We start from the raw sequence: 14,847 nt of genomic DNA on the forward strand, positions 1-14,847 counted from the left end.
CTAGCCCGACACGGACACCCCGAAGTCAGCGCCCTTCTGCGGCTGGAGCGGCTGGAGGCTCTCGGCGTTCCGCCCGGCCACCGCGACCTTCCCATACGGCTGCGCGTCCGGCTGCCCCACGAACAACTTGTTGCCGCTGAAGGCCACCGACCAGCCGAACAACCCGTCACCGGTCGTCAGCTTCCTGTCCTCGGAGGCGCTCTTCCACGACACGACCCGTACGCCGCCGCCGTACGGGGCGCCGATGGCCAGCCGGCCGTCCGCCGAGGCGGCCAGCGAGAACCCGAACGCCTGCCTGCCCCCCTGTGTCACCGTCCTGATAGGCTTTTTCGCGGGGTCGAGCAGCTGCACGGAGCCGGGTCCCGGGGAGCTCACGGCGTAGCCGGAGCCTTCGGAGTAGGCCACCGCGTACCCGTACCTGTCGCCGGAGGCCTTGGTCGGCGAGTCCAGCTTCAGGCTGGTGATCTGGGACGCGAACACGTCGTCGATGAACACGGCCGAGCCCGAGTCGATCTTGCCGGCCTCGATCTGGCGGCCCGCGCCGTCGTCGTTCTCGTACGGGACCCCGACCAGCAGCGCGTTCCCGGACCCGAACGCCATCGACCAGCCGAACTGGTCGCCCACCTCGCTGTTGCCGCGCACATCGACGCTCTCCTGGCTGATCCTGCGGAGCTCGCCCGTGCCCTTGCGCACGTAGATCGCGCCCACGTCGAGGAGCTGCCCCTCGTCCTCGTACGGAGCCCCGATGGACACCAGGTCCCCCCTGGCCGCCAGCGACCAGCCGAAGTGCGCGAACCGCTGCGGTTGCGCGGCCGTCAGGCGCTGCGGAGGCTTGGCGCCGCCGCCGTAGACCACGTACGCGGCCCCGGCGTCCTCGACGCCGTCCACGTCCGCGTACGGGACGCCGACCACCACGTCGGCACAGGCGTCCCCGTCGACCTTCGCCAGACGCGCCGCCCAGCCGAAGGCGTCACCCCTGACCAGGCCGGGCACGGAGACGGGGAGGACCTTGTTGCCGGACAACACGTGCACGGCGCCCTTCTGATCGTCCGCGAACGGGTCGCCCACCACCACGTCGTCCACGCCGTCACCGTCGAAGTCGACGGCGCCCGCGCAGGCCGCGGCGGCTGGCCCCGCGGCGGCACGCCCCACGGCGGCCGTGGCAGCGGTGGTCGGCGCCGCCGTCACGCCGGCCGCGAACAGCAGCGCCATGAGCGCCCCTCGGACCCTCACAGCGCCACCTCGATCTGCTTGCCGTTCTCGAGCATGGTCGCCGTCAACTTCACGGGCTTGCGGTAGTTGGCCAGGTCGAACACGAAGGCGCTGTCCACGCGGGCGCCCGGCAGGATGGCCGGGGGCAGCGTGACGGCGGCGGGGTCGTGCTCGGCGCCGCGGTCGTCGACCATGGTGACCACGGGCTGGATCAGCACTTTGCGCTCACCGCCCGGGTTGAGCATCGTCCAGCGGATCACGCAGAGCTGGCCCTGGGTCGCGGTCTTGCCCTCGTACTCCTTCAGCCCGCACTCCGGGGCGGCCGCCACGATCGCGACCGGGTCGTCGAAGTTGTTGCCCAGCGCGAACCTGCGGCCCACATCGTTGGGGCCTGCCGTGGTGGCGGCCTGGGACGGGTTGCCGGAGGTGGAGGTCACCGTGTTCCGGCCGGACGTGACGATCAGGACGGCCACCGTGACGACGATGGCCAGCACGGCCGCCGCGGCGGCGATGAGCCACCGGGTGCCCGAGGTCCTGGTGCCGCCTAAGGTATCGGGCTCACCCGGGAGCAGTTCCGGGGTGATGCGGATCGCCCGATCGCCCGGCCGCGTCTCGACGGCCGGCTGCCCGGGCAACGACGCTTGCCGCTCCTGCTGCCGCGATGGCCCTGCCGGCCCGCGCTGCGACAGCGGCTCCTGACCGGTTTGCCGCAGCGGCGTCTGGGACCCTTGCGCGTGCGCGCCTTGCGCCGACTCGCCTTGTGCCTGCGTCCCTTGTGGCTGGGCGCCTTGTGGCTGGGCGCCTTGCCCGGGAACCCCTTGAACGCCGGGGGCGGCCGTTTGCCGCGGTTGCGCCTCGGGCGCCGTAGGAGGCGCTTGCCGCATTTGCTGCTGCGCCTGGGCGTCCGGCGCTCCGGGAGCCGCTTGAGGCGTCTGAACCGGCCGTGCCTTCTTCCGATCACCTCGCCGGAACAGCCCACGGGGCCGAGCGTTCTCCTGACCAGGCGCTCCGCCCTGGGCCTCAATGGGCCAGCGGGCCAGCTCCTCCTTGGCCGCCTGCTCCTCCCTGCGCGCCAGCTCCTCGAACGACGTCGGGCCGCTCGCCGCCCTGCCCATGGTGTCGCTCGGCGGCGGCGTCGTGAACGTCGCCGTGATGTCGGGCTTGTCCACCACGTTCTGCGGCGGCTGCCAGTCGGTGAGCATCTCGTTCGCGACCAGAGTCGGCGGATTGACCGACGGTGGCGGCGTATTGCCTCCCACCAGCGCGATCAGCAGGTCCTGCGCCGTCGGACGCGACGCGGGATCCATCGAGGTGGCCTGCCGGGCCAGCTCATTCAGCGGCGCGGGCAGCGCACCCAGCTCCGGCGGGGCGTTCAGCACGCGGTGGGCCATCGTGATGGGGTCTCCACGGCCGAACGGGTGCCGCCCGGTGCCCGCGTACGCCACCAGGCAGCCCCAGGCGAAAATGTCGGCCGCCGGGCTGACCATCTCACCACGTACCTGCTCAGGCGCCCACCACCCCGGGCTGCCCAGCAACTCACCGGAAAGCGTGAACCCCGTCTCCCGGTCGAGCGCCCTGGCGATCCCGAAGTCGATCACCCGTGGCCCGGACAGCGAAAGGATCACGTTCGCGGGCTTGAGATCCCTGTGCACCAGCCCCGCCACGTGAATCGCGGCCAGCGCCGCCGCGACTCCCAGCCCGACACCGTGGAGCGGTCCCGGGTCCAGAGCCCCAAATTTGGCGATCTGATCGGACAGCGGGGTGCCCGCGATGTACTCGGTCACCATGTACGGCCGCCCGTCACCGGTGTTGCCGTTGTCCAGCACCTGAGCCGTGCAGAACGACGCCACCCGGCGAGCGTTCTCCACCTCCGCATGGAACCTGGCCGCGAACCCCTCCTGGTTGGCGAACTCCGCCTTCACGACCTTGAGCGCGACAAAACGACCCGTCGGCGCGCGTGCGAGGAAGACGGTCCCCATCCCGCCTTCGCCGAGCCTCCCCAGCAGGCGGTATGGCCCGATCTCCCGCAAGTCCGTCGGGCGGAGCGGCGCGGCGCCCGTTGGCTCCATGAGGGACGTCCCTTCCTGTTCCACGCCATCCTCTCCTTTGGTCTCCCCATATGCCATTGCACGTTCTTCGATGCGGGAGACTGGTTGGATGATGAGGCTGTTGGGCCCTGCAGAAATACGTATTTTGGCGGATAAGCTAGATCTTCGTCCCACAAAAAAGCTAGGCCAGAACTTCGTGATCGACGGCGGGACCGTCCGGCGCATCGTCCGCGTGGCCGATCTGGCGGAGGATGACGTGGTCATCGAGGTGGGACCGGGGCTCGGCTCGCTGACCCTCGCCCTGCTGCCGTCGGCCTCCCACGTGGTCGCCGTCGAGATCGACCCGGTGCTCGCCGCCCAACTCCCCATCACGGTCGCCGACCGCGGCCTGTCCGACAGGCTCACGGTCGTCAACGCCGACGCCATGAAGATCACCGCTGACGACCTGGCGGGCTTCGTCCCCACCGCCCTGGTCGCCAACCTCCCGTACAACGTGGCCGTCCCGGTGGTGCTCCATCTCCTGGAAGTGCTCCCGTCCCTGCGCAAGGGCCTGGTCATGGTGCAGTCCGAGGTGGCCGACCGCCTCGCCGCCGGACCCGGATCGAAGGTGTACGGGGTGCCGTCGGTCAAGGCCGCCTGGTACGCGGACGTACGCCGGGCGGGCGCGGTCGGGCGTACCGTCTTCTGGCCTGTGCCCAACGTCGACTCGGGCCTCGTCTCCCTCACCCGCCGCGAACCACCTGCCACGTCGGCCTCGCGAGAGAAGGTCTTCGCCGTGGTGGACGCCGCGTTCGCCCAACGCCGCAAGACCTTGCGCGCGGCTCTGGCGTCGTGGGCAGGCAGCGCGGCCGAGGCGGAGAACATCCTCAGGGCGGCCGGTGTGGACCCGTCGGCCCGCGGCGAGCAACTCGACATCGCCGCCTTCGCGCGCATCGCCGAGGTCCGCGCCTGACGTTGTCCACAGCGCCCACAGCCTCCACCCTCCCATCCACAGAACCACGTTCGGCCCACCCGGCGCTCAGCCTCGCGCACGATGCTGGCCTTCCTCATCCACCCGCCACGGACGGACCCGGAAGGCCACCCATGACGCACCCCTTCGCTCTCCTCTCGCTCACCTTCACGAGCGGCTTCTTCGCAACCTTCACTCCCCTCACCGGCACAACAGCCCCCACCGCCGGCCCCCATGCGGCAACCCAGATCTCGCTCCCGCAGCAGCAGGAGACAAAGCAGAAGAAACAGAAGGGGGGAAGAAAAGAGAAGACCACTCCCGGCGACATCGCCGCCTCCGCCGCGCTCGACCAACTAGGCGTCTCCTTCTCCTGGGGAGGAGGGTCGGCAAAAGGACCCACCCTCGGCATAGGCCGAGGAGCGAGCACAAGAGGCTTCGATTGCAGCGGCCTGACCCTCTACGCCTGGTCCAGGGCGGGGGTGACCCTGAGCCACTACACCGGCGCCCAGTTCCGCCAGGGCCGCAAGATCGCAGCCGGCGCCCGCCGCGTAGGCGACCTGCTCTTCTTCGGCGGCGGCACAGGCGACCCCACCCATGTTGCCCTCTACCTGGGCGGAGGACTCATGATCCACGCCCCCAAGACCGGCGACGTGGTCAGAAAGACCAGCTTCCTCACCTCGCCCTACTTCCGCGCCATATACCGAGGCACCGTACGCCCAGGCTGACCCTCACCGGCGGGCACAGGCCTGCACCAATCCGGCCAGGAGCCCGGACAGCAGTTCCCGATCCTCGTCCCGAGCGGGCGCGTACTCCATGAGCCCGAGCCCGACCACCTCAAACCGCTCCGCAATGGCCGTCACCGTGGAAAGGAGCCGCTCAGGATGCAACCCTCCTGGCACAGGACTCCCCTCACTCCGAAAGATCTCCGGATCCAGCACGTCGAAGTCGATGTGGACATACAGAACGGCGTCGGCACCGTCTGCCGCGGACGCGATTGCCTCCACAACGGCGTCCGGGTCCGCCCCACTCACTTGGGGGATTCCAGCGGCCGACACGAACGCGGCCTCAGGGGATCGAGATCCCGCACGCCTGCCAGCACGATCCGCCGCGGATCCACCGGCGTCTCGGGCGCCGCCACGGGCTCGAGCCCCATCGCGCAGCCGTTCTGCCGTACGCGATCCGGACCCTCGCCATCGCCCTACCTCGACAACCGGCACCCCGGACAAATGACCGCCAACCTGACTCTCCGTGTTGGGGAATTGATCGTTGCCCACGTCATGTTTCAAGAACAGCATGTCAGAGCTACATGCCCCGATAACATCGTGCGGGGTCAAGGACACTCGGTCACTCGCTCCCCGATCTGAAGGCTGAGGCCCAACGGCTTCGCTTACACCACCAAGAAGGAAGAACATCGGTGCGCACCCTGACGGCGGTTCGCCTGGCGACAAACCGCCTTTTCCTCCCCCGCCACGCGGGAGTCGGTTTCCTCTCCGGCCTCCAGACCGAAGTATCCACGGAGAAGGTCCGATGACTTCGGTGGCCGTACGTGTGCCAGCGAAGGTCAACGTGCAGCTTGCTGTCGGCCCGCTCAGGGAGGATGGCTACCACGACCTGGTCAATGTCTTCCACGCAGTGTCGATCTTCGATGAGGTGGTAGCGAAGGAGTCCGAGTCAATCTCGGTGTCGGTCACCGGGAAATGGTCCGATCAGGTGCCGGTCGACGACAGCAACCTGGCCATCCGGGCCGCCCGCGCGCTCGCCAAGCACGCGGGACGCACCTATGGCGCCGACCTGATCATCCACAAGGACATCCCGGTCGCGGGTGGGATGGCCGGCGGCAGCGCGGACGCCGCCGGAGCTCTCGTCGCCTGCAACGAGCTCTGGGGGCTGGGCCTGCCCTTCGACGACCTCATGGAGATCGCCGGAGATCTTGGCAGCGACGTGCCGTTCTCCCTGCTCGGCGGCACCGCGGTCGGCACCGGCCGGGGCGAGCAGCTGAGCGAGCTCCCCACCGGCGGCACGTTCCACTGGGTGTTCGCCTTGGCGAAAGGCGGCCTGTCCACAGCCAGTGTGTACGCCGAATGCGACCGGCTCCGCGCCGCCGAGGCGGCCGAGGTCCCCTGGCCCCAGCTGAACGACTCGCTCCTGGAGGCCCTGGGCACCGGTGACGCCTACGCCCTGGGCTCTCACCTGAGCAATGACCTCCAGCCCGCCGCGCTCAACCTCCGCCCAGAGCTGGCGCCGACCCTGGACGCCGGTCGCCAGCACGGAGCCCTGGGCGCGATCGTCTCCGGCTCGGGCCCTACCTGCGCCTTCCTGGCCATCGACGCCCTCCACGCCCGGGACCTGGCCCTCAGCCTGACAACCACGGGCGCCGCCCACACCGCCGTCCCCGCCCACGGCCCCGTCCGCGGCGCCACCCTCGTGTAGCCCCTTGCCTCCACGGGCCCCCATTGGTGGCGAGAACCCTCCTCCGGCCATCGCCCAGTGGCGGGACCCTCGCCCTGACGCAACGCCTCCACCGGCCCGGTCAGTGGCGGGACCCTCGCCCTGGCCCAACGCCTCTACCGGCCCGGTCAGTGGCGGGACCCTCGCCCTGACCCGACGCCTCCACCGGCCCTCGGGCCGGGGGTGGGCGGGCTGAGAGGACGGCGGGGTGTGGGCCGGGGAGCCTATACCCTGAGGGAGTCATGAATCTGGTCAATCTTGAGTCGGTTTCCCATGCCTACGGGCCCAAGCCGCTCCTCAGCGACGTGTCCCTAGGTGTTGAGGCCGGGGACAGGATCGGCGTCGTCGGGCGCAACGGGGGCGGCAAGACGACCCTGATGTCCGTCATCGCGGGCGACGTGCGCCCCGACAGCGGCCGGGTCACGCACACCCGTGGACTGCGGGTCGCATTCCTCTCCCAGCAGGACACGCTCGATCCGGCCGCCACCGTAGGAGAGACCGTCCTGGGCGGGATGGCCGAGCACGAGTGGGCTGGGGACCAGGGGGTTCGGGAGATCCTGGCCAACCTCATCGGGGATCTCGACCTCCACGCCACGGCCGGCGACCTCTCGGGTGGTGAGCGCAGGCGTACGGCGCTGGCGAAGCTGCTCATCGACGACCACGATCTGATCATGCTGGACGAGCCCACCAACCACCTCGACATCGAGGCCATCGCGTGGCTGGCCGGGCACCTGGCGGCCAGGAAGAGCGCACTGGTGGTGGTGACGCACGACCGGTGGTTCCTCGACGCCGTCTCCACCCGCACGTGGGAGGTCGTGGACGGGCGCGTCGAGCGGTACGAAGGAGGCTACGCCGCCTACGTGCTGGCCAAGGCCGAGCGGGCGCGCATCGCCCAGGCCGCCGAGGATCGCCGCCAGAACCTCATGCGCAAGGAGATCGCCTGGCTGCGCCGCGGCCCGCCCGCCCGCACATCCAAGCCGAAGTTCCGCATCGAGGCCGCCCAGACCCTGATCGCGAACGAGCCGCCGCCGCGCGAGGCGGTCGAGCTCATGCGGTTCGCCGCGGCCAGGCTCGGTAAGACCGTGTACGACCTGGAGGACATCACCCTGCACGCCGGCGGGCCGGCCACCGGCCCGCTGGTGCTCGACCGCTGCACGTGGCAGTTCGGGCCGGGCGATCGCATCGGGCTGATCGGGGTCAACGGGTCAGGTAAGTCGTCGGTGTTGCGGCTGCTCGCCGACACGATCAAGCCCGACTCCGGCCGCGTGGTCAGGGGCAAGACGGTACGTCTCGCGCACCTGTCCCAGGAGCTGGCCGAGCTCGATCCGACGCGGCGGGTGCTGGAGTCGGTCGAGGCAGTACGCAAGTACCTGCAGGTCGGCAAGAGGGAATGGACCGCCTCCCAGCTCCTCGAACGCCTAGGCTTCCGCGGCGACGCCCAGTGGAAGGTCGTCGGCGACCTGTCCGGTGGCGAACGCCGCCGGCTCCAGCTGCTCATACTGCTCATGGACGACCCCAACGTCCTGCTGCTCGACGAGCCGACCAACGACCTCGACATCGAGACGCTCAACGAGCTGGAAGACCTACTGGACGGCTGGCCCGGCACGCTGATCCTGGTGAGCCACGACCGCTACTTCCTGGAGCGGGTGACCGACCGCTCCGTCGCGCTGCTGGGCGACGGCAAGCTGTCGTTCCTGCCCGGCGGGGTGGACGAATACCTGGAACGCCGCGCGGCGGGCACCGCCCTGACCGCACGCCTGGCCTCCGCGACCGCGACGGGTGGCGGGTCCGGTTCTGCCGGTGTCGGCGGTGGGCCGGTGCCGGCATCGACCGCGGGGCCGGCGTCCGGCCAGATGCCGTCGGGGCTGTCGGCCAAGGAGGAGCGGGAACTCCGCAAGGAGCTCAACCGCCTGGAACGCCAGCTCGACAGGCTGACCGACCAGGAGACCCGCCTCCACACCGCCATGGCGGAGGCGGCCAGCGACTACGCCAGGCTGGGCAACCTGGACGCCGAACTCCGCGAGATCGCGGCCCAGAAGGACACCATCGAATCAGAGTGGCTCGACCTAGCCGACCGCCTCGGCAGCTGACCACCGCTCTTCCTGCGATGGCCGTCTTCCCCTACGGCCGTCTTCCCCCACGCCCGCCTTCTCCTACGGCCGTCTTCCCCCACGCCCGTCTTCCCCTACGCCCGCCTTCCCCTACGGCCGTGCCACGCGGACCGCACGTGCCACCAAGACAATCCTCCTTTTACGGCGGTGCCAAGTTGCCCGCACGCGCCGACGCTGGTTTCCGTCTGTCATGGCCAGTTGTGAAGGCTCACGGGGTTCTCGCCGTTACGAGCGCATTGTGGGCCGTCTTCTTCGCTGATCCGGCGGCCGTCCGGGGGATGGACGGCCGCTTGCCCTATGGCAGGACGGGGGGGCGGCGCAGATCAGAGGGGAGAGTCGAAGGGGGTGAGGAGCATGCGGAGGAGAGACGCGAGGGCGCGCTGATCGCCCAGGCCCAGCCCGGACAGGAGCTCACGCTCACGCCGCAGCAGGTCGGAGAAGGCGGCGTCGACGCGGGCCAGACCCGTGTCCGTCAGGGACACCAGCACGCCACGCCGATCCTCGGGATCGGGCCGCCGGCGGACGAGCCCCGCCTGGGCGAGGCGGTCGATGCGGTTGGTCATGGTCCCCGAGGTGACCAGTGTGGCGCGGAGCAGCGCTCCAGGGCTGAGCTCGTATGGCTTCCCGGCGCGTCGGAGCGCCGTCAGCACGTCGAACTCCCAGGGCTCCAGATCGTGCTCGGCGAACGCGGCACGGCGGGCCCGGTCGAGATGCTTGGCGAGTCGTGACACTCTAGAGAGCACCTGGAGCGGCTCGACGTCGAGGTCGGGGCGTTCCGTCCGCCAAGCCGCGACGAGGCGGTCGACCTCGTCTCTCGCATCCTCCGTCATGACACAGAAGTGTACTGTCTTGACATCGAGATATATCTCTCGATATCAATTATCTTCATGTCAAGAGATATCTGGGACCCGGTAACCTACGCGGTCTACGCTGACGAGCGGTCGCGGCCGTTCATCGAGCTGATCTCCAGAGTGGGGGCGGTCAACCCCGATTATGTCGTGGACGCCGGCTGTGGCAGCGGTGAACTCACCGTGGAGCTGGGCAATCGCTGGCCCGACGCGACGATCGAGGGCTTCGACTCCTCACCAGCGATGATCACCAAGGCTCGTCAGCTGAAGACCTCCGCCAGGTTCGCGGTCGCCGACGTGGCCACCTGGCGGCCGGACCGGCCGATGGACGTGATCGTCTCCAACGCCGTCCTGCAGTGGGTGCCCGCGCACCGTGACGTGCTGGAGCACTGGATGGAGGAGCTGGCACCGGGCGGCTGGCTGGCTTTCCAGGTGCCGGGCAACTTCGACGCGCCGAGCCACGTCGCGATCCGCGAGCTGTGCGCCTCGCGGACCTGGTCGGACAGGCTCAGCGATGTCATCAGGAGTAACCCGGTCGGCGACCCCGCCGAGTACCTGGACCTGCTCAACCAGGGCGGCACCCAGGTGGACGCCTGGGAGACGACGTACGTGCACGTGCTCCAAGGCGAGAACCCAGTGCTGGACTGGGTCTCCGGCACCGCCCTGCGCCCGATACTCGACCGGCTGGACCCGGACGAACAGCGGCGGTTCAAGGCCGATCTGGCCGGGCCGCTCGCCGATGCGTATCCGTCCAGGCGCTACGGCACGCCGTTTCCCTTCAGGAGGATCTTCGTGGTGGCCCAGAAATGATCAAAGCGCTGCATCACGTCCAGCTTGCCGCGCCCAAAGGCAGCGAGCCGCTCCTCAGAGAGTTCTACGCGGGCGTGCTCGGCCTGCGCGAGGTGTCAAAGCCGCCGGAACTCGCCGAACGCGGCGGAGCCTGGTTCCGGAGCGACGGCGTGGAGATCCGCCTCGGCATCGAGGACGACTTCAGGCCCGCACGCAAGGCCCATCCGGCCTTCCTGGTGGACGACCTCGACGCGTACGTCGCCAAGCTTTCCGACGCGGTCCCCGATGACCTTTTCCCGGGTTATCGGCGGATCTTTGTCTCCGATCCAGTCGGGAACAGAATCGAACTCCTGCAATTAGTGTGATGTTTACCTGGTGGTGGCATCATTGTCCGAAATCGGACACTTGTGAGGTGCAGTGGGCATCGAGATCGAGGACAAGTTTGACGTTCCTCAGGATTACGTGATCCCGGATCTGAGTGGTCTGGCCGACGTCGCGGGCCCGAAGAGCTACCAGCTCGTGGCCCTTTACTATGACACGCCCGACCTGCGGTTGGCCGCCCGAGGCGTGACGCTCCGGCGACGACGAGGCGGCGACGACCCCGGCTGGCACCTGAAGCTGCCCAAAGCCAAGGGCGTGCGGCAGGAGATCACCCATCCGCTCACCCGCAGCACCAAAATCGTGCCTCCGGAACTGGCCGAACTCGTCCGCGCCTACACCCGAGGCGCCGATCTCCAGGTGGTCGCCGAGCTTGACACTCGCAGGACGGTCACGGTCCTGCAAGACGGCGAGACCAAGCTGGTCGAGATCGCGGACGACCGCGTCAAAGGCACCGTCTACGCCCGCGAACCAGCCGAAAACGAGCCGGCCAACGGCAAGTCGGCCATAGCCGAACCAGCCGAAGAGGGGCCTGCCAAGAACGAAGACGCCGGCGTCAAAGTGGTGCGGTGGCGGGAGGTCGAGGCGGAGCTGCTCGACGACACCAAACTGGCGCTGCTGGCCAAGGTCGGTAAACGGCTCAGGAAGGCCGGCGCCACCCCCTCTGAAGCCACCAGCAAACTCGCCAAGCTGCTCGAACCCACCCCACCCGCCAGAGCCCATACTGTCCCGGGCTCGGCCGGCGAGACCGTCGTCGACTACCTGGCGAGCCAGGTGGCCGCGCTGCTCTCGCAGGACCCTCGGGTACGCCGGGCCGAGGACGACGCCGTGCACCAGATGCGCGTGGCGTGCCGCCGGCTGCGTAGCGCGCTGAAGGCGTTCAAGACCGTCGTCGTCGACACCGGCCAGCTCCAGGAGGAGCTGCAGTGGCTCGGTAACGTGCTCGGCGAGGCCCGCGACCTGGAGGTGACCAGGGCCAGGTTCGCCAAGCTGCTCGCTCGCGTGGCCCCCGAGCTGATCATCGGCCCCATCCACACCAGGCTCGGCTCGGACCTCCTCAAACGCGAGGAGGAGTCCTACGTGCGGATCAAGGAAGCGCTCAGCGGCGACCGCTACTACGCGCTGCTCAACGCGCTCGACGAGCTCGTCGCGGAGCCGAATCTGGGCAAGGCGGCGGCCAAGCCGGCACAGGAGCGGCTCAGCGCCATCGCGGCGGCCGGCTGGAACAGGGTGACCAGAGCGTACGACTTCGCCCAGGCCATCGAGGACCTCGAACGCCGCGAGATAGCCATGCACGACGTGCGCAAAGCGGCCAAACGCGCTCGATACACCGCCGAAGCGCTGCAACCCACCCTCGGCAGGGACATGGCCAAGCTGGCTAAGCTGGCGGAGGACATCCAGGAAGTACTGGGGACGCACCAGGACGGCGTGGTCGCACAGGAAACGTTGGCGAAGGAGGCGGAAAGCGCCCGTCAGGCAGGTGAGGACACCTTCACGTACGGGCTGCTGGTCGGGATAGAACGCAACATCGCAGACCGGGCACACGCCGACTTCCCCAGGGTATGGGCGGAAACTGTCAAAGCAGTGGGGAAGCTTCTATGAGCGATCTTCCGGTCATTCCCTTCGAACGCAGCGGCCTTCTCGAGGTGCCCCCGGCATACCGGGAGCTCCGCATCAAGGAGGGCATCGCCAAAGTACGCACCCGCATGGGCGACGAGGTCTGGCTCGTCAGCGGGTACGAGGACGCCCGCAAGCTGTTCAACGACAGCCGGCTGGGACGCTCTCATCCGGAGCCGGACAAGGCCGCACGGCTGTCGGGCTCGGCCCTGCTTGGCGGCCCGCAGGGCGACATCGCCACAGAGAAGACCGAGCACGACCGCATGCGCAAGCTGTTCGTGCCGGCGTTCTCGGCCCGGCGCATGAAGGCGCTCACCGATCACGTGGGCTCGCTGGTGGACGAGCGGCTCGACCACCTCGCCAAGCTGTCGCCCCCGGCGGACCTGCACGCGGAGTTCTCCTTCCCGCTGCCGGTGCTGGTCATCTGCCAGCTGCTCGGCGTGCCGTACGAGGACAGGGAGTACTTCGGCGGCGTGTCGCAGCGCATGGGTGACATGCTCGACCCGAACAAGAGCCAGGCCGCCAGGGAGGAGCTGAGCACGTACATGGCGGGCCTGATCGAACGCAAGCGGCACGAGCCCGCCGAGGACGTGCTGTCCGACCTGGCAGGCGAGCTGGACGACGACGGCAAGATCGCGGAGCTGGCCGGCGCGCTGCTGTTCGCCGGACACGAGACCACGGTCAACCGCATCGACTTCGGCGTGCTGCTCCTGCTGGCCAACCCTGATCAGCTCGAGCTCCTCAAGGCCGACCCCGGGCTGGCGCCGGGGGCGGTCGAGGAGATCCTGCGCATGGTCGTGACGAGCCTGCACGGCCTGCCCAGGTACGCTCACGAGGACATCGAGGTCGACGGCTGGACCATCCGCAGGGGCGAGGCGGTGGTGATCCTTCCAGGCGTGGCCAACCGGGACGAGCGGGTCTATCCGGATCCGGACGTGTTCGACATCAGACGCCCGCAAACGGACCCGCACCTGAGCTTCGGCTACGGCCCGCGCTTCTGCATCGGGGCCAGCCTGGCCAGGGTCGAGCTGATCGCCGTGTTCAGCAGGCTGTTCGAGCGCTTCCCTGATCTGCGGCTGGCGGTCCCCGCCGAGGACTTGCCGCGCACGGCGGGGAGGATCGCCGACGGGTTCGCGAAACTGCCCGTCACCTGGTGAATTACCTGCCCCAGAGCTTCCGGTACGCCTCGCGGTAGCCCTTCGGATCCCAGGAGGAGCCGCCGTCGCTGTTGGCCGCCCTGCTTGCCTGGCGCACGCAAGGCGGGGCGGCCGAACGAGGCCTTCGAGCCGGCCGCCGACCCGGCCCTCTCCTGCACGGTCCTGCTCGACTTCACCGCTCCCGGCGCGGCGTGACCAGGCCGCCCGCCGGTCCGGGTACCCCTGGTGGTAACCCTGAAGCTCTCGATGAAACGGAGCAGAGCATGTCCGGCACGCCCGCACCCCGCCCGCGCCTCGCGGTCTCCCGCGCCGACCTCCCGGGAGCCGCCGTCGCCCGGCTGACCACCCGCTACGACGTCACCGTCTGGGAGGGGACGGCGCCGCCCGCCCCTGCCGAGCTCGCCGAACTGGCCCGCGGCTGCGATGCCCTGCTCGCCGTCGGCAACGACCGGATCGACGCCGAGTTCCTGGACGCCGCCGGCCCGCGGCTGCACGTCGTGGCGCTGGCGTCGATGGGGTACGACAGCGTTGACGTGGCGGCGGCCGGCGAGCGCGGCGTCGTCGTCACGCACACGCCGGACGTGCTGGCCGACACCACCGCCGACGTGGCGATGGCGCTGATCCTCATGGCCCGGCGCCGCCTCGTCGCGAGCATGGACATCATGCGCCGCGGCGAATGGGGCTCGGCCGACACGAGCGTGTTCTTCGGTCTCGACGTCCATGGGGCGACTCTTGGGCTGATCGGCTACGGCCAGATCGCCCAGGCCCTGGCGCGCCGGGCGGCCGGGTTCGGCATGCGCGTGCAGCACCATCACCCGAGGCGCAAGGAGGATGACACGCTGTCGCGCTGGGTCCCTTTCGACGAGCTCCTGTCGACCAGCGACGTGGTCTCCATCCACACGCCACTGACGCCCGAGACCGCGGGCATGATCGGCCCTGCGGAGCTGGCTCGGATGAAGCCGACGGCGACCCTGGTCAACACCGCGAGGGGCGGGATCGTCGACGAGGACGCCCTGCTGTCGGCTCTGCGCAGGGGCGAGCTGCACTCGGCGGGGCTGGACGTGATGACCGCCGAGCCGCGTACGGACCCCGGCGATCCGCTGTTCGCCGAGCCGCGCCTTGTGGTGCTGCCCCACGTGGGCTCGGCGACCGAGGCGACGCGGGCGGCGATGACCGACCTCGCGGCTCGCAACATCGAAGCCGTACTGAACGGTGAGGCCGCACCGACCCCGCTGCCGGGAACCCGGAGCCGGCCGGGCCGTTGACTCCTCTCCGTTCTGCCAGATCGCA

13 protein-coding genes are annotated in these 14,847 nt (G+C 69.4%); 9 read left to right on the plus strand and 4 right to left on the minus strand.

Annotated features, from left to right (window positions below; translation table 11 throughout):
* Both ACTWPT_RS15415 and ACTWPT_RS15420 read right to left on the minus strand, forming a co-directional pair.
* Positions 1–1,233: a hypothetical protein gene (locus ACTWPT_RS15415; RefSeq protein ID WP_443178044.1), complete on the minus strand. Its 1,233-nt coding sequence runs from the start codon at positions 1,231–1,233 to the stop codon at positions 1–3.
* Positions 1,230–3,305, minus strand: coding sequence for a serine/threonine protein kinase (locus ACTWPT_RS15420; protein WP_443178045.1), 2,076 nt, complete (start codon positions 3,303–3,305; stop codon positions 1,230–1,232). The genes ACTWPT_RS15415 and ACTWPT_RS15420 overlap by 4 nt, the downstream gene beginning before the upstream one ends.
* Before the next feature lie 46 nt (positions 3,306–3,351).
* On the opposite strand from ACTWPT_RS15420, the gene rsmA reads away from it, so the two are divergent.
* Both rsmA and ACTWPT_RS15430 read left to right on the plus strand, forming a co-directional pair.
* A complete protein-coding gene (gene rsmA / locus ACTWPT_RS15425) occupies positions 3,352–4,212 on the plus strand; it encodes a 16S rRNA (adenine(1518)-N(6)/adenine(1519)-N(6))-dimethyltransferase RsmA (RefSeq protein WP_443178046.1) in 861 nt (286 codons plus the stop codon).
* Positions 4,213–4,343: 131 nt separating this feature from the next.
* Positions 4,344–4,934, plus strand: coding sequence for an NlpC/P60 family protein (locus tag ACTWPT_RS15430; protein WP_443178047.1), 591 nt, complete (start codon positions 4,344–4,346; stop codon positions 4,932–4,934).
* Between the two features lie 3 nt (positions 4,935–4,937).
* Here ACTWPT_RS15430 and ACTWPT_RS15435 read toward each other — a convergent pair whose 3' ends face one another.
* Positions 4,938–5,240 carry an arginase family protein gene (locus ACTWPT_RS15435; protein ID WP_443178048.1) on the minus strand — a complete coding sequence of 101 codons (303 nt, stop codon included), beginning with the start codon at positions 5,238–5,240 and terminating at the stop codon, positions 4,938–4,940.
* A gap of 496 nt (positions 5,241–5,736) precedes the next feature.
* On the opposite strand from ACTWPT_RS15435, the gene ACTWPT_RS15440 reads away from it, so the two are divergent.
* Both ACTWPT_RS15440 and ACTWPT_RS15445 read left to right on the plus strand, forming a co-directional pair.
* On the plus strand, positions 5,737–6,639 hold the full coding sequence (locus ACTWPT_RS15440) for a 4-(cytidine 5'-diphospho)-2-C-methyl-D-erythritol kinase (protein WP_443178049.1): 903 nt from the start codon (positions 5,737–5,739) through the stop codon (positions 6,637–6,639).
* 260 nt (positions 6,640–6,899) lie between these two features.
* A complete protein-coding gene (locus tag ACTWPT_RS15445) occupies positions 6,900–8,747 on the plus strand; it encodes an ABC-F family ATP-binding cassette domain-containing protein (protein ID WP_443178050.1) in 1,848 nt (615 codons plus the stop codon).
* 344 nt (positions 8,748–9,091) lie between these two features.
* Here the strand turns inward: ACTWPT_RS15445 and ACTWPT_RS15450 are convergent, their stop codons facing one another.
* Positions 9,092–9,598 (minus strand): MarR family winged helix-turn-helix transcriptional regulator, encoded by a 507-nt coding sequence (locus tag ACTWPT_RS15450; protein ID WP_443178051.1) that lies wholly within the window; start codon positions 9,596–9,598, stop codon positions 9,092–9,094.
* A gap of 57 nt (positions 9,599–9,655) precedes the next feature.
* On the opposite strand from ACTWPT_RS15450, the gene ACTWPT_RS15455 reads away from it, so the two are divergent.
* The 5 genes from ACTWPT_RS15455 (at position 9,656) to ACTWPT_RS15475 (ending at position 14,822) form a co-directional block, all read left to right on the plus strand.
* Positions 9,656–10,426 (plus strand): trans-aconitate 2-methyltransferase, encoded by a 771-nt coding sequence (locus tag ACTWPT_RS15455; RefSeq protein WP_443178052.1) that lies wholly within the window; start codon positions 9,656–9,658, stop codon positions 10,424–10,426.
* A complete protein-coding gene (locus ACTWPT_RS15460; RefSeq protein ID WP_443178053.1) occupies positions 10,423–10,770 on the plus strand; it encodes a VOC family protein in 348 nt (115 codons plus the stop codon). Before ACTWPT_RS15455 ends, ACTWPT_RS15460 begins: the two co-directional genes overlap by 4 nt.
* 52 nt (positions 10,771–10,822) lie before the next feature.
* A complete protein-coding gene (locus tag ACTWPT_RS15465) occupies positions 10,823–12,385 on the plus strand; it encodes a CYTH and CHAD domain-containing protein (protein WP_443178054.1) in 1,563 nt (520 codons plus the stop codon).
* Positions 12,382–13,557, plus strand: a complete 1,176-nt coding sequence (locus tag ACTWPT_RS15470; RefSeq protein WP_443178055.1) for a cytochrome P450 — start codon at positions 12,382–12,384, stop codon at positions 13,555–13,557. Before ACTWPT_RS15465 ends, ACTWPT_RS15470 begins: the two co-directional genes overlap by 4 nt.
* A 263-nt stretch (positions 13,558–13,820) precedes the next feature.
* Positions 13,821–14,822 (plus strand): 2-hydroxyacid dehydrogenase, encoded by a 1,002-nt coding sequence (locus tag ACTWPT_RS15475; protein WP_443178056.1) that lies wholly within the window; start codon positions 13,821–13,823, stop codon positions 14,820–14,822.
* The last annotated feature ends 25 nt before the right edge of the window (positions 14,823–14,847 follow it).

Source organism: Nonomuraea sp. 3N208 (genome assembly GCF_052245935.1).
In the GTDB taxonomy this organism is placed as follows: Bacteria; Actinomycetota; Actinomycetes; order Streptosporangiales; family Streptosporangiaceae; genus Nonomuraea.

Coding starts and splice junctions, on each gene's coding strand:
- rsmA (WP_443178046.1), top strand. CDS start 3,352: ATGCGGGAGACTGGTTGGATGATGAGGCTGTTGGGCCCTGCAGAAATA.
- ACTWPT_RS15430 (WP_443178047.1), top strand. CDS start 4,344: ATGACGCACCCCTTCGCTCTCCTCTCGCTCACCTTCACGAGCGGCTTC.
- ACTWPT_RS15440 (WP_443178049.1), top strand. CDS start 5,737: ATGACTTCGGTGGCCGTACGTGTGCCAGCGAAGGTCAACGTGCAGCTT.
- ACTWPT_RS15445 (WP_443178050.1), top strand. CDS start 6,900: ATGAATCTGGTCAATCTTGAGTCGGTTTCCCATGCCTACGGGCCCAAG.
- ACTWPT_RS15450 (WP_443178051.1), bottom strand. CDS start 9,598: ATGACGGAGGATGCGAGAGACGAGGTCGACCGCCTCGTCGCGGCTTGG.
- ACTWPT_RS15455 (WP_443178052.1), top strand. CDS start 9,656: ATGTCAAGAGATATCTGGGACCCGGTAACCTACGCGGTCTACGCTGAC.
- ACTWPT_RS15460 (WP_443178053.1), top strand. CDS start 10,423: ATGATCAAAGCGCTGCATCACGTCCAGCTTGCCGCGCCCAAAGGCAGC.
- ACTWPT_RS15470 (WP_443178055.1), top strand. CDS start 12,382: ATGAGCGATCTTCCGGTCATTCCCTTCGAACGCAGCGGCCTTCTCGAG.
- ACTWPT_RS15475 (WP_443178056.1), top strand. CDS start 13,821: ATGTCCGGCACGCCCGCACCCCGCCCGCGCCTCGCGGTCTCCCGCGCC.